Raw genomic sequence first — 24,583 nt, forward strand, 5'->3', positions numbered from 1 at the left:
TTTGGTTGGTGACGTCTTCAGGCTGCCGCTTCCGCGGCGAAGTCGCGGCGCTCGCTGCCGACGCGCACGCTGCGGATATGCAGATCAGGCGACCACTCGACCGCGCTTTCCGGCAAGGTGATCCCGGCCTTGGCGAGCGCATCGGCGATGCAGGCCAGCGCATGGGTCGAGGCCATCGCGATCGCCTCCTCGGGCGTCACGATGCCCCAGGCGACGACATTGCGGATGGCATCGTCGAGCTTGAGCGCCGAACCCGCCAGCGAATCGCCCTTGACCTGATAGACCGAGCCGTCGGGCCGGAGTTCGACCGGCATCCCGGCGAAGCTGTAGCGGCCGGGCACCGCGCCCGCTGCGACCACCGCATCGGTCACGAGGATCGAGCGCTCGAAACCCTTGGCCCGGATCAGGCTCTTCAGCGCCTTCGGCGGCAGATGGATGCCATCGGCAATGAAGCCTGCCATCAGGCGGTCCTCGCCGAGCTGCGCGAACAGCGAATTCGACAGCTTGGGCAAATCCTGCGGCAGGCCGTTGCCGAGATGGGTCGAGAGCGTGACCCCCGCATCGGCCGCGGCCGCGACGATCTCGAAATCGACGGCGGAATGGCCGATGGCGACGACCTTGCCCATGCGGGCGAGCTGACCGGCAAGCGCGACGCCGCCAGCGATCTCCGGCGCCAGCGTTACCATCAGGATCGGCCGCGACAACAGCCCTTCGAGATGCGCGATCAGGTCCGGTGTCGCCGCCGTCATCGCTTCCGGCGGATGGCAGCCGCAATAGCCGGCGGCCGGGTTCAGGAACGGGCCTTCGAGATGATAGCCCGGGCACATCAACGGCCCGAGCCGGCTGCCCTTCACCGCCGCGTCGAGTGCGCGGAAGCGCTCTTCCAGCTCATGCGGATAGGCGGTGATGATCGTCGGCAGGCAGGTCGTCACGCCCGTCGCCAGCATCGCCTCCAGCGCCCGGTCGAGATCGGCCGGGGTCATCGTGCCGGAGTTGAAATCCAACCCGGCAAAGCCATTCACCTGAAGATCGACGAGACCGGGCGTCTGCATGGTCAGCTCTTACGGTTGAGCAGGGAGGCAGCCGGCGGATCGATGAACAGCACGGTCCGCTTGTGCGTCTGCAGTATCGAGGCGGGCGCCAGATTGCTCACCGGCCCTTCCAGCGCCGCCTTGGTTGCCGCGGCCTTGCGCGTGTCGGAGACGGAGAGAACGATCAGCTCGCTCTTCAGGATCTGGCGGATGCTCATCGAGATCGCCTGCTGCGGCACGGCATCGAAGCTCGGGAACCAGCCCTCGCCGAATTGCTGCTGCCGGCAGGCATCGTCGAGATTGACGACGAGATAGGGCGCTTCCGTGTCGAAATCGGCCGGCGGGTCATTGAAGGCGAGATGGCAGTTCTCGCCGAAGCCGGCGAAGCAGACCGCGATGCGCTTGCCGGCGATCTGCTGGTTCAGCTGCTTCACCACTGCCGCGGGGTCGCCCTCGCCATCGACGGGAATGAAGGCCGGCGCATTCTTGAGCGGCGCCATGAAGCGCTCGCGCAGATAACGCCGGAAGCTCGCCGGGTGGCTCTCGGGCAGGCCGACATATTCGTCGAGATGGAAGGCCGTGACCTTCGACCAGTCGATGCCCTCGGCCGCCACCAGATGGTTCAGCATCTCGAACTGGCTGGCCCCGGTCGCCACGATGATCGTCGCCGCGCCATGGCGGGCAAGCTCGTCGCGGATCGCCTGGGCGCCGAGCGCCGCCGCCTGCCGGCCGAGCTCGTCCTTGTCGGAGGCGACATGCATCTCGATCATCGAATTTTGAACCTTTTACGTCAGAAAATTTCCGATATTCTGGAACCGAGCTTATGAAGCTTCGCCCGAAACGCAACGATTAATTTTGAACGCAACCGTTCCGAATAGAGCCTGCCTTGTCCCTGCTCACGCTCGACGAAACCCGCCTCGCGCTCGCCCATGACCGGGACTGCGCCCGGATCTACCGGCTGATCCTCAATGGCGAGGCGCATTCCCGGGCCGATATCGGCCGCATCCTGCAATTGCGCTCGACCAGCGTCTCGCGCGTCGTCGGTGATCTCCTCGCCCGCCGCCTCGTCATCGAAGCGCTCAGTGAGGCGAGCGGGCGCGGGCGGCCGCCGGCGATCCTCGTCGCCCATACCCGCCGCATCGGCGCTTCCGTGATCTATGTCTCCAGCCAGTCGTTGTCCGGCGCCTTGGTCGATCTCAACGGCCATCTCGTCGCCGAGCGCCGCCGCGCCATCGCAGCCGATGCGGACAACGCGGCCATCGCCGCGGCGATGGCCGAACTGGCGCGCGACCTCCTCGACACGATGCCGCCGGGCATGAGCCATGCCGGCACAGCCGTCTCGCTTTCCGGCCTGATCGACCTGCAGCAGGGCCAATGGCTGCTGGCCTCGCGCTGGCCGCGCATGCGCGGGCTCGACATCGCCTCGGTGCTCGAGCCGGTAGCCGGACCGATCACGATCTGCCGCAATCTCGATGCCGAACTGCGCGCCCGCGCCGCCCGCGAGCCCGAGAACTTCGCTGGCGGGACGATCCTGCTGCATTGGGGCTGGGGCGTCGGCCTCGCCTATGCCGTCGATGGGGAGCCCTTCGCACCGACGGGCTCCTTCGGCGAGATCGGCCATTGGCGGCTCGCCGCGCTGGACGGGCGCCGTTGCGGCTGCGGCAATACCGCCTGTCTCGAAACCGGCGCCGCCCTCTGGTCACTGCTCCCCACGCTGCGCCGGCGCTGGCCCGACCTCGATCAGGACGAGGTCCGTCTCGCCCGACAACTCGCCGGCCTCGACCTGCTCGCCCTGCCCGAAATGGAGATGGCGGCGGAATTGCTCGCCCGCGCGCTCGCCAACGCCTGCCGCATGCTCTTTCCGGCTCGCCTCTGGGTGAGCGGCCCCTTCTCCGCCAATCCGCAGCTCTGGGCCCGGTTCAACACGCTGTTCCGGGCGGAAGGCACCATGGATGGCTTCGCCGTGCCCGATCTCGCGGGCGTGCCTGCCAGCCATCTCTATGAAATCCACGGCGCCGCGGCGCCTTTGCTCAGCCGTGCAACCGAGGCGCTGCTGCTCGAACGGGCCTGACCGACCCATTTCGCCATGTCCCGGCGCGGTGTCCGCCATGCCTCCGAATCCGCTGGCGCCCCGAAAAGTGGTGCACTAGTATCCCAGTCAAATGCTCCGAATGCCGCTCAAGGCATTGCAGAAGAGAGCTCAACCCAGGGAGAGATCATGACCTATCCGACACGTCGCACCGTCATGGCCGGAGCGGCCGGCCTCGCTGCGCTGAAAGCCGGCGGAGCGCTGGCGCAGAGCGCCCCCGTCGCGCTCAACATCATCGATGTCGCCGGCAATCTTCAGCTCACGCAGGCGGCCATCGAGAAATTCGCCAAGGACAACCCGAAGCTGATCTCGCGCCTGAATTTTTCGCGGGCGCCCTCGCCGGAACTGCCGGCCAAGCTCAAGGCGCAGCAGGCCGCCAACCGCGTCGATATCGATCTCGTGCTGACCGGCCCCGGCGCCATGTCGGACGGCATCCAGCAGGGGCTCTGGGTCGATGTCTGGAAGTCCCATGCCAAGGACCTGCCGAAGCCCGAAGAGGTCTATCATGAGCAGGCGCTGATGATGCAGCGCAATTTCGGCCAGAACGAGGGCGTCGCCGTCGTCTATTCGCCCTCCGGCCCGCTCTTCGAATACGCGCCCGAGCGCCTCAAGACCGTGCCGAAGACCGCGGAAGAGCTGCTCGCCTATGCCAAGCAGAACCCGAAGCGCTTCACCTATGCCCGCCCCGTCAATTCCGGCCCCGGCTGGACCTGGCTGCAAGGCCTGCCCTACATCCTCGGCGATGCCGACCCGAGCGACCCGATGAAGGGCTGGGACAAGACCTGGGCCTATCTCAAGGAGATGGGCACCGGCGTCGACTACTATCCGGGCGGCACCGCCGCGACGATGAAGGAACTCGGCGAAGGCACCCGCGACGTCATCGTCTCCACCCTGGGCTGGGACATCAACCCGCGCGTCCTCGGCATCGTGCCGAAGGAGGCCAAGGTCTTCGTCCTCGCCAACACGCACTGGATTCCCGATACCCAGTTCATGTGCATCCCCAAGGGCGTCCCGGCCGACAAGATGTCCGCTCTGGTCGCGCTGATGGCCCATATGCTTAAGCCGGAGGCTCAGGCCGTAACCTATGACAAGGGCTATTTCTATCCGGGCCCCGCAATCAAGGGCGTGACGCTCGCCATGGCGCCGCAGGAGAGCCGCGACATCCTCGCCGAATACGGCCGGCCGGAATATGACGGGCTGATCACCAGCCTGCCGACGAGGCCCCCGCTGACGCCCGAGCGTCTCGTCGCCGCCTTCCGGCGCTGGGACCAGGAAATCGGCGTCGGCCACAACGCGCCGCAATAGCGATGAAGTTCGCCGCCATCGGCCTCGACCACCGCCATATCTACCATATGGTCGGTGGTCTCCTCGAAGCCGGCGCGACCTGCGTCGGCTTCGATCCCGCGACCAGCGACGAGCGTGTCCTCACCGGCTTCCGCGAGCGCTTCCCCGATCTGCCGGAGAGCAATGCCGACCGGTTGATCGACGATCCCGCGATCGACCTGATCGTCTGCGCCGCGATCCCCGCGGAGCGCGCGGCAATCGCCATCCGCGCCATGCGGGCGGGCAAGGACGTCATGGTCGACAAGCCCGGCGTTACCGATTTCGATCAGCTCGCTGCTGTCGAGAAAGCGGTCGTCGAGACCGGCCGCATCTTCTCGATCTGCTTCTCCGAGCGCTTCACCGTCCCGGCCACGCTCATCGCCGGCAAGCTCATCGCCGACGGCACTATCGGGCGTGTTGTGCAGACCCTCGGCATGGGTCCGCATCGGCTCAACCGCGCGATCCGGCCGGACTGGTTCTTCGACAAGCGTCATTATGGCGGCATCCTCACCGATATAGCCTCGCATCAGATCGACCAGTTTCTGCATTTCACCGGCTCGGACGATGCGGAAATCGTCGCCTCAGGCGTTGGCCATTTCGGTGAGCCGGACCTGCCCGATTTCGAGGATTTCGGCGAGGTCCTTCTGCGCAGCGACAAGGCCGGCGGCTATATCCGCGTCGACTGGTTCACCGCCGACGGCCTGCCGACCTGGGGCGACGGGCGCCTCACCATCCTCGGCACCGAAGGCACGATCGAGCTGCGCAAATATGTCGATATCGCCGGCCGCCCCGGCACCGACCATGTCTTCCTCGTCGACAAGGCCGGCACCCGCCATATCGATGCTTCGGGCGAGCCATTGACCTATTTCCGCAACCTCGTCGCCGATATCGGCGCCCGCAGCGAAACCGCGATGAGCCAGCGCCACGCCTTCACCGTCTGCCGGCTCGCGCTGGAAGCGCAGGCCAAGGCAGCCTGGCTGCCGGCGAAGCCAAGCGCTTGAGGAAACACCAGCCATGACACGCAAGCTCGGCATCGCCGTGATCGGGCTCGGCCCCGCCTCCCTGCCGCATTCGAAGAGCCTGCTCGACCTCGCCGGGCGCGCCGAGACGCGCTGGGCCGTCAGCCGCACGCCGGATCGCGCCAAGGCCTATGCCGCGCAATTCCCCTTCCCGACCACGACCGATCTCGACGCGGTGCTGGCCGACCCGGCAGTCGACGCCTGCATCGTGCTGACGCCGCCGTCGAGCCATCTCGACGTCTCCGCGCTCTGCCTTGAAGCCGGCAAACATGTTCTCGTCGAGAAGCCGCTGGAGCTGACCAGCGAACGCGGCCAGCGCCTCGTCGATACCGCCCGCCGGACGGCTAAGACCTTCGGCGTGACACTGCAACACCGCTTCCGCCCGGCGAGCCTGCGTCTGAAGGCAGCCCTCGATTCCGGCGAACTCGGCACGATCGAAGCCGCCTTCCTCTCCGTGCCCTGGTGGCGCCCGCAGAGCTATTACGATGAGCCCGGCCGCGGGACGCTCGCCCGCGACGGCGGCGGCGTGCTGCTGACGCAGGCGATCCATTCGCTCGACCTGTTCCGCTCGCTGGTCGGCGTTTCCAAGGTGGTCGCCGCACAGGCCCGCACCACCGGGCTCCACCGCATGGAGACCGAGGACTATGTCTCCGCCCTGCTGGAGACCGGCAACGGCGCGCCGGCCACATTGGTGACCACCACAGCGGCCTATCCCGGCTATCCCGAGCGCATCGAGATCACCGGCACCAAGGGCTTTGCCGCCCTGATCGGTGGACGCCTGCGCCTGGCCTATCTCGACGGGCGCGAGGAGATCGTCGAGGCCGAGGGCTCGACCGGCAGCGGCGCCAACATCATGGATTTCCCGCACGACGCCCACCGCGCCGTCATCGCCGACTTCCTCGATGCGATCGAGCAGGGCCGCGACCCCGTCGTCACCGGCGAGGAGGCGCTGACCTCGCAAAGGCTGGTCGACGACATCCTGAAGGCAGCACCGCAGGGGTGACGCGATCGGTTTCTTGACTTCGTCGCGGTTTGGGGTGTGTTGCCGATGATGAAACGCCGTCATTCCGGGCTTGAGCCGGAATCCATCGTCAAGCGCAGAGCCCTGTGATGGATTCCGGATCGGCGCCGCTTCGCGGCTTGTCCGGAATGACGCGTATGCTGCTGTCCAGATGCACCCTGTGAACGTCGTCCTCGCCTGCGATCTCGGGGGCAGCAGCTTTCGCGCCGCGCTGATCGACGATCGCGGAGCGACATTGGCCGAGCACGCCGTTCCCGGCCCTGTCCTGAACGACCATCTCGACCGCTCGGAAGTCGCCGCGCACGCTTGGTGGGCGCAATTGCTCGAAGCTGCCGGCAAGCTCGCCGAGCAGGCGCCGGAGCTGTTCGCGGCCGTCCAGGGCATCGCGATCTGCGGGGTGACCCGGACCCAGGTCTTCCTCGACCGTGACGGACTGGAACTACGCCCCGCCATGACCTGGAAGGACGCGCGCTCGGACGCCATCGCCGCCCGCCTGCGCGAGAGGCTGGCCGATCATCCCGAAGCCTCCCGCATCAACGCTTTCCACCCGCTCGCGCGCCTCGCCTGGCTTGTCGAGAACGAGCCGGAGAACGCCCGCGCACTCGTCTGCGTGCTGGAGCCCAAGGACTACCTGAATTTCTGTCTGACCGACCGGCAGGCGAGCGACCCGGTCTCGCTCGCAAGGCTGATCGCCTGCACTGAAGACGTCGAGGGTCGCTCCGGCCTTGACGCGATCGGCCTCCCGCAAAGCCTGATCCCGACCATCGTCGAACCCATCGAGATCGTCGCACCGGTCCGCACCGGCCTGCCCGCGCCCTTCGACCAACTCGCCGGCATCCCGGTCTTCTGCGGCTGCAACGACACCTGGGCGGCCGTTGCGGGCTTGGGCGCGCTGCGTTCGGGCTATGCCTACAACATCTCCGGCACCACCGAGGTGCTCGGCGTGCTCGGCCCCGATCAGGCGGACGCCGAGGGACTGATCTCCGTCGACTGGCGCGGCCTCTGGCATCTCGGCGGCCCCAGCCAGAACGGCGCCGACACCGCCGCCTGGCTTGCCGGCCTGCTCGGCGGCAACGGCCCCGTCGGCGAGACCATCGAGCGCCTGCTCGCCGGCCCACGCCATCCACAGCCGCTCATTTTCCTGCCTTATCTGCAGGGCGAGCGCGTGCCCTATTGGGACCCGAACCTGCGCGGCGCCTTCATCGGGCTCGGCCGCCGGCACGGCTCGACCGATCTCGCCTATGCCGTGCTCGAAGGCGTCGCCTGCCAGAACCGCCTCGTGCTGGAGCGGGCGGAAGGCGCGCTCGGCACTCGCGTCGACGAAATCCGCTTCGGTGGCGGCGCAGCCGCCAATCCGGTCTGGGCGCAGATCAAGGCCGATATCTGCGGCCGCCCGATCTCGGTGGGTGCAGCCAGGGAGCCCGGCCTGCTCGGCGCCGCGATCATCGCCTGGACGGGCCTTGGCCGCTTCGTCTCGCTCGAAGCCGCGCAGGACGCTCTCGTCACCATTACCCGCCGCTATGAGTCCGACCCAGCGCGACGCCCCGCCTATAACGCGCTCTATGCCCTCTATCGGCAGAGCGAAGCGGCGCTGGCCCCGATCTCGGCCGAGCTCGTCGCACTGGCGCAGGACGCCGCCGCGTTGCCCGGTCTCGCCAACCCCGCAAGCGCGACGTAAAGGACTGGTCATGCCGACGATCCGGGGACTGGCGCCGGCGCGCATGATCGCGAAGAAGGAAAGCTGAGCTTGGGCCGCATCGACCCGCGCGAACTGATCGGACACTACGGCACGGCGCTCGCCGGCCTCGCGCTGATCCTGTTCTTCCTGATCTTCGCGCCGAACTTCGCCAGCACGATGAACATCATCAACGTGCTGAAGGACACGAGCTTCCTCGCCATCCTCGCGCTCGGCTTCGCGCTGGCCTTTACCGTGGCCGAGCTCGATCTCTCCGTCGCGGAAATGGCGAGCCTGGCCGCCGTCGTCTGCGGCTGGCTCGTCCATGCGCAATATCCGCCGGCCGTCGCGGTATCGGCGGCCATCGGCGTCGGCATCGTGCTGGGCACGCTGAACGGCTACGGCGTCACCGTGCTGCGCATCCCCTCGCTGATCATGACGCTCGGCACCGCCGCCATCGCCAAGGGCTTTGCCTTCATGATCACGCAAGGCGTCGCCTTCGTCGGGCGCTGGCCGGTCGGCTTCACCGGGCTCGCCCGCGGCTACTCCTTCGGCATTCCCAATCTCGTGCTCTGGATGGCGGGCGCGACGCTCTTCGCCTATGGCCTCGTCAAATGGACCCGCACCGGCGCGCATATGGTCGCGACCGGTGAAGCGGACGAGGCGGCGCGGCTGGCCGGCATCGCCACCGCCCGGATGAAGCGCATCGGCCTCCTGCTCTCCGGCGTCTTCGCCGGACTCATGGCCATGCTGCTCGCCGCCAACCTGTCCTCGGCCGCGCCGAACATGGCGGGCGACTACCTGCTCTATGCCATCGCCGCCGTGCTGCTGGGCATGACCATGTTCGAGCCCGGCAAACCCAACATTCCCGGCACGGTTTTCGCGGCGCTGGTGCTCAAGGTGCTCGGCAACGGCTTGGTGCTGATGGGCGCGCCCTATTACATCCAGGACATCGTGCTCGGCGCGATCATCATTGGCTCGGTCGCCTTCTCGGCCAGCGCGATGAAGAAGGCGGCGTTCAAGGTCTGATTTCAGCAACGAAAAGCAGAATAAGGGGAGTGGGTTTCATGTTGGGTTTGAGGAAAATGCTGCTGGCCGCGGCTGCGCTCGTCGCGCTCGGCCAGTCCGCGAGCGCCTTTGAGGTCGGCATCATCGGCTTCCAGTTTACATCGGAAACGCATGCCCGCGTCGCCAATGCCGCGGCGGCCGCTGCCAAGGCCAAGGGCTGGAACGTCACGCTGCTGAACTCGGAAGGCGCGCTGCCCAAGCATGCCGAGCAGTTCGACGCGCTGATCGCGAAAAAGGTCGATGCCATCATCATCGCCATGGGCAAGCCGGTCGAGGCCGACGCGCAGTTCAAGGCGGCGAAGGATGCCAGGATCCCGGTGATCACCGTGCAGTCGGGCTCGAGCCCGCACGCGCTCTTCGACATCCAGACCAACGAGTACAAGGTCGGTGCCGATGCTGCGCTCTACCTGCTCGGCCAGCTCGGCTACCAGGGCAACATCGTCTCGGCCCGCTTCGACCTCAACGTCGCCTCGCGCATCCGCGGGCGTCTGCTCGATGCCGTCCTCGCCGAGAACCAGGCGGTGAAGGAGCTCGGCAAGTTCTCGATGGCCCGCACCCAGAGCTGGCGCGACGACGTCCGCGCCGGCATGCAGGCGCTGCTCTTGCAGAACCAGGGCAAGATCAACGGCATCTGGGCCTCGTTCGACGGCCAGGCCTATATCATCGACGACCTCCTGCAGGCTCAAGGCGTGAAGAAGGGCCAGATCCCGCTGGTCTCGGTCGATGGCGGCAAGGAAAGCTACGAGCGCATCGCCGACCCGAACTCGACCTTCATGGCGACCGTCGCCGTGCCCTTCGACGAGATGGGCAAGCAGGCCGTCGACGCGATCCAGGCGATCGTCGTCGAGAAGAAGCCGAAGGAGAGCATCACCTCCGGCCCCTATCTCTTCACGGAAGCCGTGCTGGTCGACAAGAACAACGTCCAGCAGTTCCTGAAGAAGTGAGTGCTCTTCCTTCTCCCCTCGGGGGAGAAGGTGGCAGCGCGAAGCGCTGACGGATGAGGGCGGACTAGCTCCGCTCCCGCCCGTCATTCCCTCATCCGACCCGGCTGACGCCGGGCCAACCTTCTCCCCCGAGGGGAGAAGGAAGGAGAGCGCGAGATGCAGACCACCGATCCCGGGCAATCGTCCACCCCCCTCCTCTCGCTGCGTGGCATCGGCAAGGCCTATGGCCCGGTCGTGGCCGTCCGCGATGTCGATCTCGACATCTTCAAGGGCGAGGTCGTGGCACTCTGCGGCGATAACGGCGCCGGCAAGTCGAGCCTGATAAAGGTGATCTCCGGTGCCGAGGAGGCGACAAGCGGCACGATCAGCCTGCGCGGCAGGCCGGTCACCTTCGCCTCGCCGCATGACGCGCTCGAGAACGGCGTCGCGACGATCTACCAGGATCTGGCGCTGGCGCCGCGCCTCTCGATCGCCCAGAACGTCTTCATGGGTTCGGAATTGACCAAGCCCGTTTTGCTGCCCTTCCTGCGCGTCCTCGACAAGAAGAAGATGATCGCGGAATCGCAGCGCTATCTCGCGCAGCTCTCCGCCGCCGTCACCGACATGACGCGCCCGGTCGAACGGCTCTCGGGCGGCCAGCGCCAGGCGGTCGCGATTTCCCGCGCGCTGCGCTGGAACGCCGAGATCATCATCATGGACGAGCCGACCGCCGCGCTCGGCGTCAAGGAAAGCGCGCTCGTCCTCGACCTCATCCGCAAGCTCAAAGCCGACGGCCGAACAGTCATCCTGATCAGCCACAATATGCGCGACGTGGTGGCGCTGGCCGATCGCGTCGTGATCATGGGCGCCGGTCGCAAATATGTCGACCGGCCGCTCGGCGATCTCACTGCTGACGACATCGCCCATATGATCATGGCCGGCAACGCCAAGGCGGCCTGAAGCGATGCGCGAAGCCATCATCATCGACACCGATCCCGGCCAGGACGATGCCGTCGCCCTGCTGCTCGCCTTCGCCAGCACCGAGCATATCGACCTCAAGGCGATCACCACGGTCGCCGGCAATGTCCCGGTCGCGCAGACGACGGCGAATGCCTTGCGCATCCGAGACCTCGCCGGCCGCGAAAACGTCCCGGTTCATCGCGGCGCCGAGGGACCGCTGGTCGTCGCGCTCGAAACTGCGGAATTCGTCTGCGGCCCCGATGGGCTGGCCGGCGCCGATTTGCCTCAGCCGAAAAGCTCGGCTGCGCCCGGACATGCCGTTCAGGCGATCATCGATCTATGTCGTGCCGCGCCTGCGGACGGCATCACGCTCTGCCCACTCGGCCCGCTGACCAATCTCGCGCTCGCCTTCCGGCTGGCACCCGACATCCTGCCGAAGGTCAGGCGCATCGTGCTGATGGGCGGCGCCATCGGGCTCGGCAACATCACGCCGGCGGCCGAGTTCAACACCTATGTCGATCCGCATGCCGCGGCAGTGGTCTTCGGCTGCGGCCGGCCGATCGTGATGTTCGGCCTCGGCGTCACGCTCCAGGCCATCGCCAGCCATGACCAGATCGCCCGAATCGGCGCGCTCGGTACCGCCACCGGCAAGGCCGTTCACGGCATGCTGACACGCCCGCGCCCCGACGGTCTCGGCTCGAACGGCCACCCGATGCACGACCCTTGCGTCATCGCCTTCCTGCTCTGGCCCGAGCTGTTCGAGGGGCGCGACTGCTTCGTCACGGTCGAGACCGGCGACGGTCCCTTGCGCGGACGCACCACGATCGACTGGAACGGCCGCCTCAGGCGCCAGCCCAACGCCCATGTCGTCGCGGCCGTGCAGGCCCATGAGCTGTTCGAGCGGATGATCGAACGCCTCGCCACGTTGCCCTGAGAGACCAGACCATGCCGCATTTCGTCGAAGCGCTGCAGCAGGAAGCGGCGGAAGCCATCGCGCAGATGCAGGAGGCGGCCCTGCGTGCCCGCCACGCCCATGCCCGCGCCGAATTGATGCGCCACATGCTGACCACGGCCCGCAAGGTCAAGGACAAGCCGAAGGCCGAGGCGGTCGAGACCGTCGTGCGCGAATGGATGGGTGCCTGGAGCCTCCAGCGCTCCGACTGGCCGCATATCGCCCGCGAAATGGCGGCTTTCACCGAAGCCTTCCACGACTACGCCAACGATCCCAGCGACGAACACGACGCCCGCTTGCGCGAGGCCTGCGCGGCGCTCGACACCGTTCTGGAGCAGGAGGGCACCTCGATCTCCGACCAGATGGCCTTCCGCTCGGAATGCGCCCATGGCTGGTGGGAACAGGTCAAGCCTGCCCCCGCCGATCTGCCCGGCCGCAAGCCGCGGCCCTCCGTGCCGGCGCTTGAATCCGGCAAAGCATTTTGGGAAGCCGGCTGCGCCGAGTTCTGCCGCTGACGCGTTACGGCAGCTGCTGGTTCTCGAAGAAGCCGTCCAGCGGGATCTGGGTCGTCTTCTCGAAATCGTCCATCGCGTCGAGCAGGCGCTGGCGATAGTTCAGCAGCGCCAGCAGCAATTGCGCCGCATCGCGCGACAATCCGTAGCGCGCCCAGCTCTCGGAGGTCCGCCGCTCCAGTCCGATCTGGTCGCCAAAGGCCTCGACGGTCGTAAAGCCGAGACCCTGCACGACTTCCAGCAATTCCTCGGCCGTCATGCGCGGCTTCACGACATGGGAATGCACCCGCTCCAGCATGAGACGGATGTCGGACGGCCGGAACTGCAGGGAGTTGCGCGCGAACTGCTCGAAATTATTGGCCATCTCGTCTCTCCCGTTCGGCTGCCTTTGGCGCCGGTTCCGCGCTGCCGGCCAGCAAGGCCTCTGCAGCGCCTTCATCCGTGATCAGCACCTTCGCCGCGCTCGCCCGCAAGGCCGCGCGGATCGCATGTTCCTTATGGGCGCCGCCGGCCGCGATCGCGACGAGGCCGATTCCCCTGAGATCGGCCGGGCTCACCGCCATGATACGCCGGTTCACTGGATGGTCCACCAGCTCGCCCTCGGCATCGATGAAATGGCAGACGAGGTCGCCGACCGCGCCCGCCTTCTTCAGTCCGGCCAGATCCGATTGCGGCAAGAGCCCCTCGCGGAACAGCGTCGAATCCGCGACGAGATCGCCGACGCTGACCAGCGCGACATCGGCGGCGCGGGCCCGGTCGAGCAGGTCGCGCAGGGTCGGCTCGCGCCAGAGCGCATCGCGGATTTCGGCATTCGAGACGAAGACCGGCGCGGTCAATTGGAAGCAGTCAGCCCCGAACATGTCGGCGACGCGGCGCGCCACCGCCGAGGGGTTGATGCTGCGCGAATGGGTAAGCCCGCCGAGCAGCGAGACCACCGACATCGCCTCGACCTGGCGCGGCTGCATGCCCCGCAGCGCCAGATGCAGGGTCTGCCCCCAACCGACGGCCAGCGACATGTTGTCGGTGAGATTGTCGGAGAGCCACAAGCCCGCGGCATAGCCGACGAGCGCGGAGACGCTGGCCGCATCGCGCGCCGCCGGCACCACCACCGCCTCCTTCAGGCCGAAAGCCGTGACGAGGCCACGCTCAAGCCCGGCCTGCCGGGCCGAGCGCGCATCGATCCTGATCTTGACCAGCCCTTCGGAGCGCGCCGCCGCCAGCATGCGGATCACCTTGATCCGGCTTAAGCCCAGCGCCTCGGCGATCTGCTCCTGGGTCAGGCCCTCGACATAGTAAAGCCAGGCGGCGCGGACCTTCGCCTCCGCGACCGGCATCTCGCCCTGGATCAGCCCTGCTCCGAATGCGTCTTCCACGAGTGCTCCCTGCCGTGCCGCCTCGGGCACCTGCGCCACCATCACCGCATCATGCGGCCTAGGCAACCTGTTTGAACATCTGTGCGCTTGACAGGACGAAAGACATGTTCTTTTGTTCCCGTATAAGAACATATGTCCTTAGGGAGAGACAGTGACGATGGCCGCGATCCAGCCGCAGCCGCCTTTGGGCGCGCCCGTCGCCGGCCTGTCCCTGGCGGAAGCCCTCGAATTGCGTGCCAAGGCCGGCAAGCCCGTCCGCGTCGGCCTGATCGGCGCCGGGCAGATGGGCACCGACATCGTCGTCCAGATCGCCCAGATGACCGGCATCGAAATCGCCGCCGTCGCCGATATCGCGCCGGATCGCGTCGCGGAGGCCGCCGCACTCGCCGGGCGCAAGGGCGAGGTCGACAATGTCACCGACGAAGCCGGGCTCGACGCCAGCCGTCGCAAGGGCCGCATCGCCGCCACGACCTCGCTCGACCTGATCTGCCGCTCCCCCCATGTCGACGTCATCATCGACGCGACCGGCAATCCCGAGGCCGGTTCGCGCGTCGCGCTGACTGCGATCGCCGCGCGCAAGCATATCGTGATGATGAATGTCGAGGCCGACATCACCATCGGCTCCTATCTCGCGGTCGAGGCGGCCAAGGCGGGCGTCGTCTATACGCTCGGCGCCGGCGACGAGCCCGCCGCCGCGATGGAGCTGATCAATTTCGTCCGCGCCATGGGCTATCCGGTGGTCGCCGCCGGCAAGGGCAAGAACAACCCGTTCCGCATCGATGCCGTGCCGGCCGATTATGTCGAGGAAGCCACCCGCCGGAACATGAATCCGCGTATGCTGGTCGAGTTCGTCGACGGTTCGAAGACGATGGTCGAGATGGTCGCCATCGCCAATGCCTGCGGCTTCGTGCCCGATATCCCCGGCATGCACGGCCCGGCCGCGCCGAAGGACGAACTCCAGAACTATTTCTGCCCGAAGGAAGAGGGCGGCCTGCTCTCGCAGAAGGGCATCGTCGACTTCTCCGTTGCCAAAGGCGTGGCTCCCGGCGTCTTCGCCGTCGCGGAGATGCGCCATCCCCGCGTCCGCGAGCGGATGAGCGACCTGCATCTCGGCCCCGGCCCGTACTACTCCTTCTTCCGCCCCTATCACCTGACGAGCCTGGAAGTGCCGCTCTCGGCCGCGGCCGCTGTCATCTTCAACCAGAGCCATATGCGCCCGCTGCCGGTGCCGACCTCCGAGGTCGGCTGCGTCGCCAAGCGCGATCTCGCCGTCGGCGAGACGCTCGATGCCATCGGCGAATACGGCTATCGCGGCTTCGCCCTCTCCCGCGCCGATGCGCAGGCGCGCAAAGCGCTGCCGATCGGCCTCGCCCAGGGCGCGACCGTGACGCGGCCCGTCCGCAAGGGCGAATTGATCACGCTGGCCGACGCCGCCCCCGACGAGCGGTTGAAGATCGTCGAAGTGCGCCGTGCGCAGGACGCGATGATCGCCGCGCTGACCTCCAGAGCCCAGGCATGAGCGCTGACCAGAAGCCGAACCAGCGGCCGGAACTCGCCGCGCTCGACGACGCAACGGTGGCGCAGGCGCTGACCCGCATGCACCTGATCCGCAAGTTCGAGGAAGCCGCAGAGGCCAGTTATATGCGCGGCCTGATCCACGGCACGATGCATCTCTCGATCGGCCAGGAAGCCAGCGCCGTCGGCACGACGCTGCCGCTGGAGGCCCACGATTACATCCTCTCGACCCATCGCGGCCATGGCCACTGCATCGCGCGCGGCGCCGAGCCGAAGCTGATGTTCGCCGAGTTCTTCGGCAAGGAGACCGGCTATTGCAAGGGCCGTGGCGGCTCGATGCATATCGCCGATGTCGAGGGCGGCAATCTCGGCGCCAACGGCATCGTCGGCGGCGGCCTGCCGATCGCGGTCGGCGTCGGCATGAGCATCAAGGCGCAGAAGAACGGCCGCGTCTGCATGGTCTTCTTCGGCGACGGCGCCTCGAACGAGGGCGCCTTCCACGAGGCGCTGAACATGGCCTCGATCTGGAAGCTGCCGGTCGTCTTCGTCTGCGAGAACAACAAATACGGCATGTCGATGGACATCAACCGCGCCATGGCGGTGCCGAACGTCGCCGACCGCGCGAGCGCCTATGGCATGCCCGGCCATTGCCTGGATGGCAACGACCTCGCCGCCGTCGCAGCCGTCGCGAAGGTCGCGATCGAGCGCGCCCGCTCCGGCGAGGGGCCCTCGCTGATCGAGTGCAAGACCTATCGCTGGCGCGGCCATTCCAAGAGCGACCGCAATCTCTACCGCTCCAAGGAAGAGATCGAGGAATGGCGCAACCAGGACCCGATCCGGCGGCTCGAGGACGAACTCAAGGCCCATGACCGCTTCGACGCGGCCGCGCTGATGAAGCTCGAAGAGGATGCCCAGCGCGACATCGACGCCGCCGTCGAATTCGCCCGCGCCTGCCCGGACCCCGATCCGAAAGACCTGACCCGTGACGTCTATGCCCTCTGACACGCTCGAAGCCGTGAGCGAGATCCGCGAGCTCTCCTATGCCGAGGCCGTGCGCGAGGCGCTCGGCCAGGCGATGGAAGCCGACGAGCGCGTCTTCCTGTTCGGCGAGGATGTCGGCGTCTATGGCGGCGCCTTCGGCGTCTCCGGCGACCTCGTCCATCGCTTCGGCAAGGACCGCGTGATCGACACCCCGATCAGCGAGCTCGGCATTGCCGGCGCCGCGGTCGGCGCCGCGATCACCGGCATGCGCCCGGTGCTGGAAATCCAGTTCTCCGATTTCGTCACGCTCGCCATGGAGCAACTCGTCAACCAGGCGGCGAAGATCCGCTTCATGTTCGGCGGCAAGGCGAGCGTGCCCATGGTCGTGCGCCTGCCCGGCGGCTCGGGCACGGGCGCGGCTGCCCAGCACAGCCAGAGCCTGGAAGCCTGGTTCGCCCATGTTCCGGGTCTCAAGGTGCTCCAGCCGAGCACGCCGCATGACGCCAAGGGCATGCTGCTCGCCGCGATCGACGACCCCAATCCGGTGCTGATCTTCGAGCACAAGCTGCTCTACAAGACCAAGGGCCATGTCCCAGCCGAAGCCTATCGCGTGCCGATCGGCCAGGCGGCGATCCGCCGCGAGGGCACGGATGTGACCATCGTCGGCTCCTCGATCATGGCCCGCAAGGCCGAGGCCGCGGCCGAGCGACTCGCCGCAGACGGCATCTCGGCCGAGGTGATCGACCTGCGCTCGATCCGTCCGATCGACTTCACCACCATCGCCGAGAGCGTCCGCAAGACGCATCGCCTGCTGGTCGTCTACGAGGGCGTAAAGACCATGGGCATCGGCGCCGAGATCTCGGCGATGATCGCCGAAAGCGAGGTCTTCGACTTCCTCGATGCGCCGATCATCCGGCTCGGCGGCGCCGACGCGCCGATCCCCTACAATCCGGTTCTGGAGAAGGCGGCCGTCCCGCAGGAGGACGACATCGTCACCGCCGCCACCAATCTCGTCCGCCGCGGGGAAGCCTGATGCCCATCGAGGTCATCCTTCCCAAGGTCGACATGGACATGGAGACGGGCACGATCGAGGCCTGGCATGTCAAGGAAGGCGACCAAGTCCGCCAGGGCGACACCATCTTCGAGATCGGCACCAACAAGGCCGTGATGGAGGTGGAGGCCCCCGCCAGCGGCGCGATCCGGAATATCAGGGCGGAGACCGGCGTGCCGATCTCGGTCGGGACCCCCGTTGCGTGGATCTATCTCGACGGCGAGCCCGCCAGCACGCCGTCCGAGCCGGCAGCCGCCGCGGCTACCGTGGCGGCTGCCACATCCGTTTCGAAGACCGAGGCGCCGGCCGCTCCGGTGATTGCGGTCGCACCGACCTCGTCCGGCCTGCGCGCGACCCCGCTCGCCCGCCGTATCGCCCGCCAGAACGCGCTCGACCTCAAGACCGTGACCGGCACCGGCCCGCGCGGACGCATCGGCGAAGCGGATGTGAAGCGCCATCTGGAAGAGCGGCCGCGCTGCGCTCCGGCGCAGGAGGCGCGTCCCACACCGGCCCTACCGGCGACTGCCTCCGAAGGCCGCCTGCAGCCCTTCTCCGCCATCCGCCGCATCGTCGCGAACCGGCTCTCCGAGAGCATGCGCAGCGCCCCGCATTTCTATCTCACCTCCGAGATCGAGATGAGCGCCGCGCGGGACCTGCTCGGCCGCCTCGCCAAACGCCACGAGCGCATCGGCGCGCCCAAGCCTAGCCTCACCGTGCTGATCGCCCGCGTCGCCGCCCGCATTCTGCGCGACCACCCGGTCATCAACGCCTCCGTCGAGGGCGAGGCGACCCGCTTCCACGAGCGCATCGATATCGGCATCGCCATGGAGCGGGACGGCGACCTCGTCGTGCCCGTGCTGCGCGATGCCGGCGCCATGGACATGCCCGCCATGACCCGCGAATTCGCAAGGCTGCGCGAGGGCATGGCCAAGCGCACGCTGACACCGGCCGAGCTCGGCGGCGGCACCTTCACCATCTCGAATCTCGGCATGTACGGCGTCGACTCGTTCACCGCGATCATCAACCCGCCGCAGGGCGCGATCCTCGCGGTCGGCCGCACCGTCGACAAGCCGGTCGGGCGCGATGGCCAGATCGTGCTCAGGCCGATGGCGAATTTCACGCTGTCCTCGGATCACCGCATCGTCGACGGCGTCGCGGCGGCCCGTTTCATGGCCGATCTGCGCGAGGCCCTTGAAAACCCCGAGCTGCTTCTGTGAAGGAAGATGCTGGCCGGTCGCCGCAGCGCGGATGACCGGCAAGAAGCGAACTGACATGACGATCTGACACGAAGATCGGCCGGCGCATTTGGCGTAAAGGTCGGCATCGCGACAACGGAGGAGATGAGATCATGACCCTGACACGACGCCGCTTCACGCGACACGGCCTGATGATGACCGCCGCTGCCGCCCTGCTCGCCGCCGCACCCGCCTTCGCACAGGCGCCCTCGGGCAAGCTCGTGCTCTACACCTCGCAGCCGGAAAAGGACGCAGCCCAGACCGTCGCGGCCTTCAAGAAGGCCTATCCCAGCATCGAGATCGACATCTTCCGCTCCGGCACGACCGAGGTGATGGGCAAGCTCGCCGCCGAGATCTCGGCCGGCCAGCCCGGCGCCGACGTCCTCCTGATCGCGGATGCCGCGAGCATGGAAATCCTGAAGGGCCAGAAGCAGCTCCTCGCCTATCCCGGCGCGAAGACCGAGGGCCTGCAGGCCGGCTCCTTCGACGCCGACAAGACCTATTTCGGCTCGAAGCTGATCACGACGGGCATTGCCTACAACACCGGCGCCAAGGAGAAGCCGACCTCCTGGACCGATCTCGACAAGCCCGCCTACAAGGGCCAGATCTCGATGCCGAGCCCGCTCTATTCGGGTGCTGCCGCGATCATGCTCTCGACCATGACGGCCCGGCCCGATCTCGGCTGGAAGCTGTTCGAGGGACTGAAGGCCAACGAAGCCGTCGCCGTACGCGGCAATGGCGCCGTCCTGAAATCCGTCGCGACCGGCGAGAAATCCTATGGCGTGCTGGTCGACTTCATGGCCTTCAACGCCAAGAAGCAGGGCTCGCCGATCGAGTTCGTCTTCCCGAAGGAAGGCGCGCCTGCGGTGACCGAGCCCGTCGCCATCGTGAAGACCACGAAGAACGAGGCCGCCGCGAAGGCCTTCGTCGACTTCATCCTCTCCGATGACGGCCAGAAGCTTGCGCTCGCCATGGGCTATATCCCGGCCAAGCCCAGCGTCGGGTCGCCCGCCTGGTTGCCGGAAGGCACCAGGATCAACGTCATGGCCTCCGACATCGCGGCCGTGGTCAAGGCGACCGAGGCCGACAAGGCTCGCTTCGCCACGATGTTCGGCAACTGAGCCCGGACGCGGTGCGCATGTCCCTCGCCGATCCCGCGACGCTGCGCACGCGCGTCGAGGAGACGGGCCTCCTCTGGGGGCTCGTCGGCCTCGTCGCGCTCCTGTCGCTGCTGCCGATCGGGCGCCTGATCGTCGAGGGCCTCGCCCCCGGCGGCCAGCTCTCGGCGACGGCGCTCGGCAAAGTCATGGCGAGCCCGGCGACCTGGACCGCGACCTGGAACAGCCTCACCACCGCCATCGCCGGCACGATCCTCGCCACGCTGATCGGCGGGACGGTCGCGCTGCTCGCGACGCTGACCGATATCCGCGCCCGCAACGCCTTCACCTTCTGCTTCGTCCTGCCGCTGATGATCGCGCCGCAGGTCACGGCGCTGGCCTGGCTCCAGCTCTTCGGCCCGTCGAGCACGCTGCTCAAGCTCATCGGCATGGCGCCGCCGCTCGGCAGCCGCAACCCGCTCTATTCGCGCGAAGGCATCATCCTGCTGCTCGGCCTGCAATATGCGCCATTGGTCTTCCTGACCCTGCGCGCCGGCCTGCGCGCCCTGCCTAAGGAATTGATCGAGGCCGGCCTCGCCGCTGGCGCGAGCCCGCTCACCGTTCTGCGCACCGTCGTCCTGCCGCTGATGACGCCACCGCTCGTCGCGGGCATCGCGCTCTGCTTCGTCTCCAGCCTCGGCAATTTCGGCATCCCCGCCTTCCTCGGCATTCCCGGCAATTTCCTCGTCCTGCCGACGCTGATCTACCAGCGCCTCGCGGGCCTCGGCCCCGGCGTGCTCTCCGAGGTCGCGATCCTCTCCCTGCTGATCGGCGTCATCGCGATGGTCGGCATCCTCCTGCAGGATGTCATGCTGCGCCGCCGCGATTTCCGGATCACCACGACCTCGAGCGCGGCGCGCCCCTTCGAGCTCGGCCGCTGGCGCCGGCCGGTCGAGATCGCGCTCTGGAGCTTCGCGATCCTCGTGCTCGCCATGCCCTTCCTCGGCCTGCTCTCGACCTCGCTGATCCCGGCCTTCGGCGTGCCGCTCAACGCGAAGACCGCGACGCTCGCCAACTACGCCTATGTCCTGTTCGAGCACGCTGCCTCGCGGCGCGCCTTCGTCAATTCCTTCCTGATGTCGGCGGGCGCGGCCACCCTGATCGTCCTGATCTGCGTGCCGCTCGGCTATTTCATCGTCTGGAAGAAGTCCCGAGCCCTGCGCCTGCTCAACCTCGCGGCCGAACTGCCTTATGCGATGCCCGGCGTCGTGCTCGCCATCGCCGCGATCCTGCTCTTCCTCAAGCCGCTGCCGGTCGTGAACGTCTCGCTCTACAACACGATCTGGATCATCGTCTTCGCCTATCTCGCCCGCTTCCTGGTGCTGGGCCTGCGCCCCGTCATCAGTGGCTATCTCCAGATCGACCGCACGCTGGAGGAGGCCGCCCAGATCGCCGGCGCCGGCCTGCCGCGCCGCCTCGTCACGATCATCTTCCCGCTGGTCGCGCCGGCCGCCGTCGCGGGCGCGCTGCTGGTCTTCCTCACGGCCTTCAACGAGCTCACCGTCTCGGCCCTGCTCTGGTCCTCGGGCGCGGAGACGCTCGGCGTCGTCGTCTTTTCCTTCGAGCAGGGCGGCGATTCCACCTATGCCTCGGCGCTGGCGGCCGTGACCGTGCTCGTCACCATCGGCCTGATGGCCTCCACCAGCCTCTTTGCCCAGAAATTGCCCCAGGGAGTCCTGCCGTGGCGCGACTGACCATCGACCGCGCGCAGAAGCGCTTCGGCACCTATCTCGCACTCGACGACGTCTCGATCGCGGTCGAGGACGGCGAGTTCCTGGCCGTGCTAGGCCCTTCCGGCTGCGGCAAGACCACGCTGCTGCGCCAGATCGCCGGCTTCGACAAGCTCGACGGCGGCCGGATCAGCATCGGCGAGCGGCTCGTCTCTTCGGCGCAGACCCATATCCCGCCGGAGCATCGCAAGCTCGGCATCGTCTTCCAGTCCTATGCGCTCTGGCCGCATATGACCGTGGCCGAGAACGTCGCCTATGGCCTCACCGTCGCCGGCGTGCGCGATCCCGAGCGGTCGAAACGCGTCGCCGCCGCGCTCGATCTCGTCGGGCTGAACGGCTTCGCCGAACGCCGGCCCGGCCTCCTCTCCGGCGGCCAGCGCCAGCGCGTCGCGCTCGCCCGCTGCCTCGTCACCGAGCCCTCGCTGGTGCTGCTCGACGAGCCGCTCGCCAATCTCGACGTGCACTTACGCGCCTCGATGGAGGAGGAATTCGCCCGCTTCCACGAGCGCACCGGCACGACCATGGTCTACATCACCCATGACCAGGCCGAGGCCATGGCGCTGGCGGACCGCATCGCCGTGATGGATCGCGGCCGCCTGCTCCAGCTCGCCACGCCCTCGCTGCTCTATCGCGAGCCCGCCAACGTGACCGTGGCCGGCTTCATCGGCGAAGGCATGGTGCTGCCGGCCACGATCCTGTCCGCTCCGCAGGCGGGCCATTGCAAGGTCAGCGTGCTCGGCGTCGAAGCCGTCGTGCGCTGCCGGCCCGACCAAGCCGTTACCGGCCAGGCAAAACTCTGCCTGCGCGCCCGCGATATCGGCATCACCGCAACCGGACAGGACGGCCTCGCCGCGACGGTCGAGCGCCTGTCCTATCAGGGCGGCTTCTTCCGCATGGAAGCCCGCCCCGCCAGCAATCAGGACATCGTCCTGCATCTCGACGCGGCCGAACCCGCGCCCGCCCAGCCCGGCCAGACGATCGGCATCGCCATCACCGACGGCTGGATCATCCCGGAGAACATCGCCCTGGACAGGGCTGCGTGAGACCGGCGGCATGAAACTGACAGTTCATGGCGGGATCGGCGAGAAGGGCCGGACCTGCATCGGCGTCGAACATGGCGGGACTAGGCTCCTGCTCGATGTCGGCGTCGATACCAGCGCGCGAGGGGCCGCCTACCATCCGGCGATCACGCGAGCCGAACTCGAACGCATCGACGCGATCATCGTCACCCACGCCCACGAGGACCATGTCGCGGCGCTCGGCTGGTGCCTCGCCAATGGCTTTCCCGGCCGCATCCTGATGACCGCCGAATCCGCCGTCGAGACGGATGCAACGCTTGCAGCCTATGCCACCTCGCAGGAGCGGGCTCTCGCCAAGGAAGCCAATGTTGAGATCATCGCGCCCGGCGCGGATTTCGCCCTCGGCCCGATCGCGATCAGCACCGGCCGCAGCGGCCATGTCGTCGGCGGCATCTGGTGTCATCTCAGCGCAGGCGGCCGCAGCCTCGGCTATTGCGGCGATGTCGTGCCGGACAGCCCGGTCTTCGCCATGGACGCACTGCCGCCCTGCGACCTGCTGCTGGTCGATGCCTCCTACGGTCCGGACCGCATACCCGCCGCCGAACGCGGCTCAGCCATCACGCGCTGGCTCGCGACGCATCCGCAGGGTGCCGTCCTGCCGACACCGCTCTCTGGCCGCTCCATCGAGCTGATCGGGCTGATCGAGACGCCGATCGCCATTCACCCCTCGATGCGCGAGGCGCTGGCCCAGCAGATTGCGGCCCCGGCCTGGCTGAAGCCCGGTGCCGCCAACGTTCTTTCGGCGCGTTTTGCCGAGGCCCTGCTCTGGGAAGAGGGACAGCCGCTCCCGGCCGCCGCCCTGCTCGTCGATGACGGGATGGGGCTCGCCGGTCCCTCAAAGGCTGCGCTCGCGCAGGCCCGTCGCGAGCGCCATCCGGTCCTGCTGACCGGCGGCATCCCCAAGGGCAGTCCCGCCGATCTGATGCTGGCAGCCGGCAAGGCCGACTGGCTGCGCTTCCCGACCCATCCGACATTACCGGAGAATATCGCGCTCGCGGCGGCGAGCGGTGCCGGCCGCATCCTCGCCCATTCCTGCGATGCGGCGACCGCTGCCTTGCTGGCAGCCGACATTCCCAAGCTCGTCACCGGCATGAAACCCGGCGACACCATCGAGATCTGACCATGCGCATCCTCATCGCCAATGACGACGGCATCGACGCTCCCGGCATCGCCCTGCTGCGCAAGGCTGCTGCCCGCATCGCCTCCGATATCTGGGTCGTCGCGCCCGAGCGGAAATGGACGGCCGCGAGCCATCATCTCTCCTTCGACAAGGAATTGACGCTCAGCCGGCGCGAGCCGCAGGTCTACGCGCTGAACGGCACGCCGGCCGACTGCGTCGTCGCGGCGATGACCGTGCTGTTCCGCGATGGCGGTGCGCCCGACCTCGTGCTTTCCGGCGTCAATGACGGGCGCAATGCCGCCGAGGACGCCGCCTATTCCGGCACGCTCTCGATCGCCCGCGAGGCGAGCTTCTGGAATCGCCCCGCAATCGGCTTCTCCCGCACCAAGGGCGGAACCTCGGAGGAGCGCGATGTCGCGGCGCTGGCGACCCTGATCGAGAATCTCTGGCGGACGCGCGCGCAATGGACCCGCGAAGGCACGTTCCTGAGCGTCAACCTGCCGAAGGAATTGCCGGCCCAGATCGGTCTCGCCGGTATCGGCCGCGACAAGATCGCGGGCGCCGCCGATATCGTCTCCGAAGAAGGCGAGAAGATCGTCTGGCGCATCCGCCGTGGCCGCCCGCATACCAGCAGGTCGGGCGACGAGAACAGCCTGATCGATTCGGGCCGCATCGCCATCGTCCGCCATTGCTGGAGCGACGGCGCACCGCTCGATGCAGGCTTCGCCGTCGAGCTTAACACTGCGCTGAAGCAGCCTGCAGGCTGAGC

At 67.6% G+C, this 24,583-nt stretch carries 23 protein-coding genes; 19 read left to right on the forward strand and 4 right to left on the reverse strand.

Going from position 1 to position 24,583, the window contains the following annotated elements; genetic code table 11:
• Positions 1-17: 17 nt before the first annotated feature.
• Entirely contained in the window at positions 18-1,052 is a 1,035-nt protein-coding gene (locus ACFJGT_RS22940; RefSeq protein ID WP_377842903.1) for an N-acetylglucosamine-6-phosphate deacetylase, read from the reverse strand.
• Between the two features lie 2 nt (positions 1,053-1,054).
• A complete protein-coding gene (locus ACFJGT_RS22945; protein ID WP_377842907.1) occupies positions 1,055-1,801 on the reverse strand; it encodes a glucosamine-6-phosphate deaminase in 747 nt (248 codons plus the stop codon).
• A gap of 116 nt (positions 1,802-1,917) precedes the next feature.
• Between ACFJGT_RS22945 and ACFJGT_RS22950 the strand changes: the two genes are divergently transcribed.
• The 10 genes from ACFJGT_RS22950 to ACFJGT_RS22995 all read left to right on the forward strand — a co-directional run bounded on the left by ACFJGT_RS22950 (position 1,918) and on the right by ACFJGT_RS22995 (position 12,576).
• Entirely contained in the window at positions 1,918-3,102 is a 1,185-nt protein-coding gene (locus ACFJGT_RS22950) for an ROK family protein (RefSeq protein ID WP_377842909.1), read from the forward strand.
• 147 nt (positions 3,103-3,249) lie between these two features.
• Entirely contained in the window at positions 3,250-4,425 is a 1,176-nt protein-coding gene (locus tag ACFJGT_RS22955; protein WP_377842912.1) for an extracellular solute-binding protein, read from the forward strand.
• 2 nt (positions 4,426-4,427) lie between these two features.
• Positions 4,428-5,444, forward strand: a complete 1,017-nt coding sequence (locus tag ACFJGT_RS22960; protein WP_377842914.1) for a Gfo/Idh/MocA family protein — start codon at positions 4,428-4,430, stop codon at positions 5,442-5,444.
• A gap of 13 nt (positions 5,445-5,457) precedes the next feature.
• Complete coding sequence (locus ACFJGT_RS22965) at positions 5,458-6,465, forward strand: Gfo/Idh/MocA family protein (protein ID WP_377842917.1); 1,008 nt, start codon at positions 5,458-5,460, stop codon at positions 6,463-6,465.
• A gap of 178 nt (positions 6,466-6,643) precedes the next feature.
• Entirely contained in the window at positions 6,644-8,161 is a 1,518-nt protein-coding gene (locus ACFJGT_RS22970) for an FGGY-family carbohydrate kinase (protein ID WP_377842919.1), read from the forward strand.
• A gap of 69 nt (positions 8,162-8,230) precedes the next feature.
• The gene (locus ACFJGT_RS22975; RefSeq protein ID WP_377842922.1) at positions 8,231-9,187 is read left to right on the forward strand and encodes an ABC transporter permease; all 957 of its coding nucleotides are present in this window, start codon (positions 8,231-8,233) and stop codon (positions 9,185-9,187) included.
• A gap of 38 nt (positions 9,188-9,225) precedes the next feature.
• A complete protein-coding gene (locus ACFJGT_RS22980) occupies positions 9,226-10,170 on the forward strand; it encodes a sugar ABC transporter substrate-binding protein (protein WP_377842924.1) in 945 nt (314 codons plus the stop codon).
• 156 nt (positions 10,171-10,326) lie between these two features.
• Entirely contained in the window at positions 10,327-11,109 is a 783-nt protein-coding gene (locus tag ACFJGT_RS22985; protein ID WP_377842926.1) for an ATP-binding cassette domain-containing protein, read from the forward strand.
• Positions 11,110-11,113: 4 nt separating this feature from the next.
• Positions 11,114-12,043, forward strand: coding sequence for a nucleoside hydrolase (locus ACFJGT_RS22990; protein WP_377842928.1), 930 nt, complete (start codon positions 11,114-11,116; stop codon positions 12,041-12,043).
• 11 nt (positions 12,044-12,054) lie between these two features.
• The gene (locus tag ACFJGT_RS22995; protein WP_377842930.1) at positions 12,055-12,576 is read left to right on the forward strand and encodes a hypothetical protein; all 522 of its coding nucleotides are present in this window, start codon (positions 12,055-12,057) and stop codon (positions 12,574-12,576) included.
• A 4-nt stretch (positions 12,577-12,580) separates the two neighbouring features.
• On the opposite strand, the gene ACFJGT_RS23000 is transcribed toward ACFJGT_RS22995, so the two are convergent.
• Both ACFJGT_RS23000 and ACFJGT_RS23005 read right to left on the reverse strand, forming a co-directional pair.
• Entirely contained in the window at positions 12,581-12,937 is a 357-nt protein-coding gene (locus tag ACFJGT_RS23000; protein ID WP_377842932.1) for a hypothetical protein, read from the reverse strand.
• Positions 12,927-13,946 carry a sugar-binding transcriptional regulator gene (locus ACFJGT_RS23005; RefSeq protein ID WP_377842935.1) on the reverse strand — a complete coding sequence of 340 codons (1,020 nt, stop codon included), beginning with the start codon at positions 13,944-13,946 and terminating at the stop codon, positions 12,927-12,929. Before ACFJGT_RS23005 ends, ACFJGT_RS23000 begins: the two co-directional genes overlap by 11 nt.
• 157 nt (positions 13,947-14,103) lie before the next feature.
• Between ACFJGT_RS23005 and ACFJGT_RS23010 the strand changes: the two genes are divergently transcribed.
• The 9 genes from ACFJGT_RS23010 (at position 14,104) to surE (ending at position 24,581) form a co-directional block, all read left to right on the forward strand.
• Positions 14,104-15,465, forward strand: a complete 1,362-nt coding sequence (locus ACFJGT_RS23010; RefSeq protein WP_377842939.1) for an NAD(P)H-dependent oxidoreductase — start codon at positions 14,104-14,106, stop codon at positions 15,463-15,465.
• On the forward strand, positions 15,462-16,463 hold the full coding sequence (locus tag ACFJGT_RS23015; RefSeq protein WP_377842941.1) for a thiamine pyrophosphate-dependent dehydrogenase E1 component subunit alpha: 1,002 nt from the start codon (positions 15,462-15,464) through the stop codon (positions 16,461-16,463). Before ACFJGT_RS23010 ends, ACFJGT_RS23015 begins: the two co-directional genes overlap by 4 nt.
• A complete protein-coding gene (locus ACFJGT_RS23020) occupies positions 16,453-17,475 on the forward strand; it encodes an alpha-ketoacid dehydrogenase subunit beta (RefSeq protein WP_377842944.1) in 1,023 nt (340 codons plus the stop codon). The genes ACFJGT_RS23015 and ACFJGT_RS23020 overlap by 11 nt, the downstream gene beginning before the upstream one ends.
• A complete protein-coding gene (locus ACFJGT_RS23025; protein ID WP_377842947.1) occupies positions 17,475-18,710 on the forward strand; it encodes a dihydrolipoamide acetyltransferase family protein in 1,236 nt (411 codons plus the stop codon). The genes ACFJGT_RS23020 and ACFJGT_RS23025 overlap by 1 nt, the downstream gene beginning before the upstream one ends.
• Positions 18,711-18,841: 131 nt before the next feature.
• Positions 18,842-19,849, forward strand: a complete 1,008-nt coding sequence (locus ACFJGT_RS23030) for an ABC transporter substrate-binding protein (protein WP_377842949.1) — start codon at positions 18,842-18,844, stop codon at positions 19,847-19,849.
• Between the two features lie 17 nt (positions 19,850-19,866).
• On the forward strand, positions 19,867-21,579 hold the full coding sequence (locus ACFJGT_RS23035; RefSeq protein WP_377842952.1) for an ABC transporter permease: 1,713 nt from the start codon (positions 19,867-19,869) through the stop codon (positions 21,577-21,579).
• On the forward strand, positions 21,567-22,658 hold the full coding sequence (locus tag ACFJGT_RS23040) for an ABC transporter ATP-binding protein (RefSeq protein WP_377842957.1): 1,092 nt from the start codon (positions 21,567-21,569) through the stop codon (positions 22,656-22,658). Before ACFJGT_RS23035 ends, ACFJGT_RS23040 begins: the two co-directional genes overlap by 13 nt.
• 10 nt (positions 22,659-22,668) lie before the next feature.
• Positions 22,669-23,814, forward strand: a complete 1,146-nt coding sequence (locus ACFJGT_RS23045) for an MBL fold metallo-hydrolase (protein WP_377842959.1) — start codon at positions 22,669-22,671, stop codon at positions 23,812-23,814.
• A 2-nt stretch (positions 23,815-23,816) separates the two neighbouring features.
• The gene (surE, locus tag ACFJGT_RS23050) at positions 23,817-24,581 is read left to right on the forward strand and encodes a 5'/3'-nucleotidase SurE (protein ID WP_377842961.1); all 765 of its coding nucleotides are present in this window, start codon (positions 23,817-23,819) and stop codon (positions 24,579-24,581) included.
• Positions 24,582-24,583: the final 2 nt, after the last annotated feature.

Origin of the sequence: Allobosea sp. UC22_33 (assembly GCF_042700715.1) — a bacterium.
Taxonomy (GTDB): Bacteria; Pseudomonadota; Alphaproteobacteria; order Rhizobiales; family Beijerinckiaceae; genus Allobosea.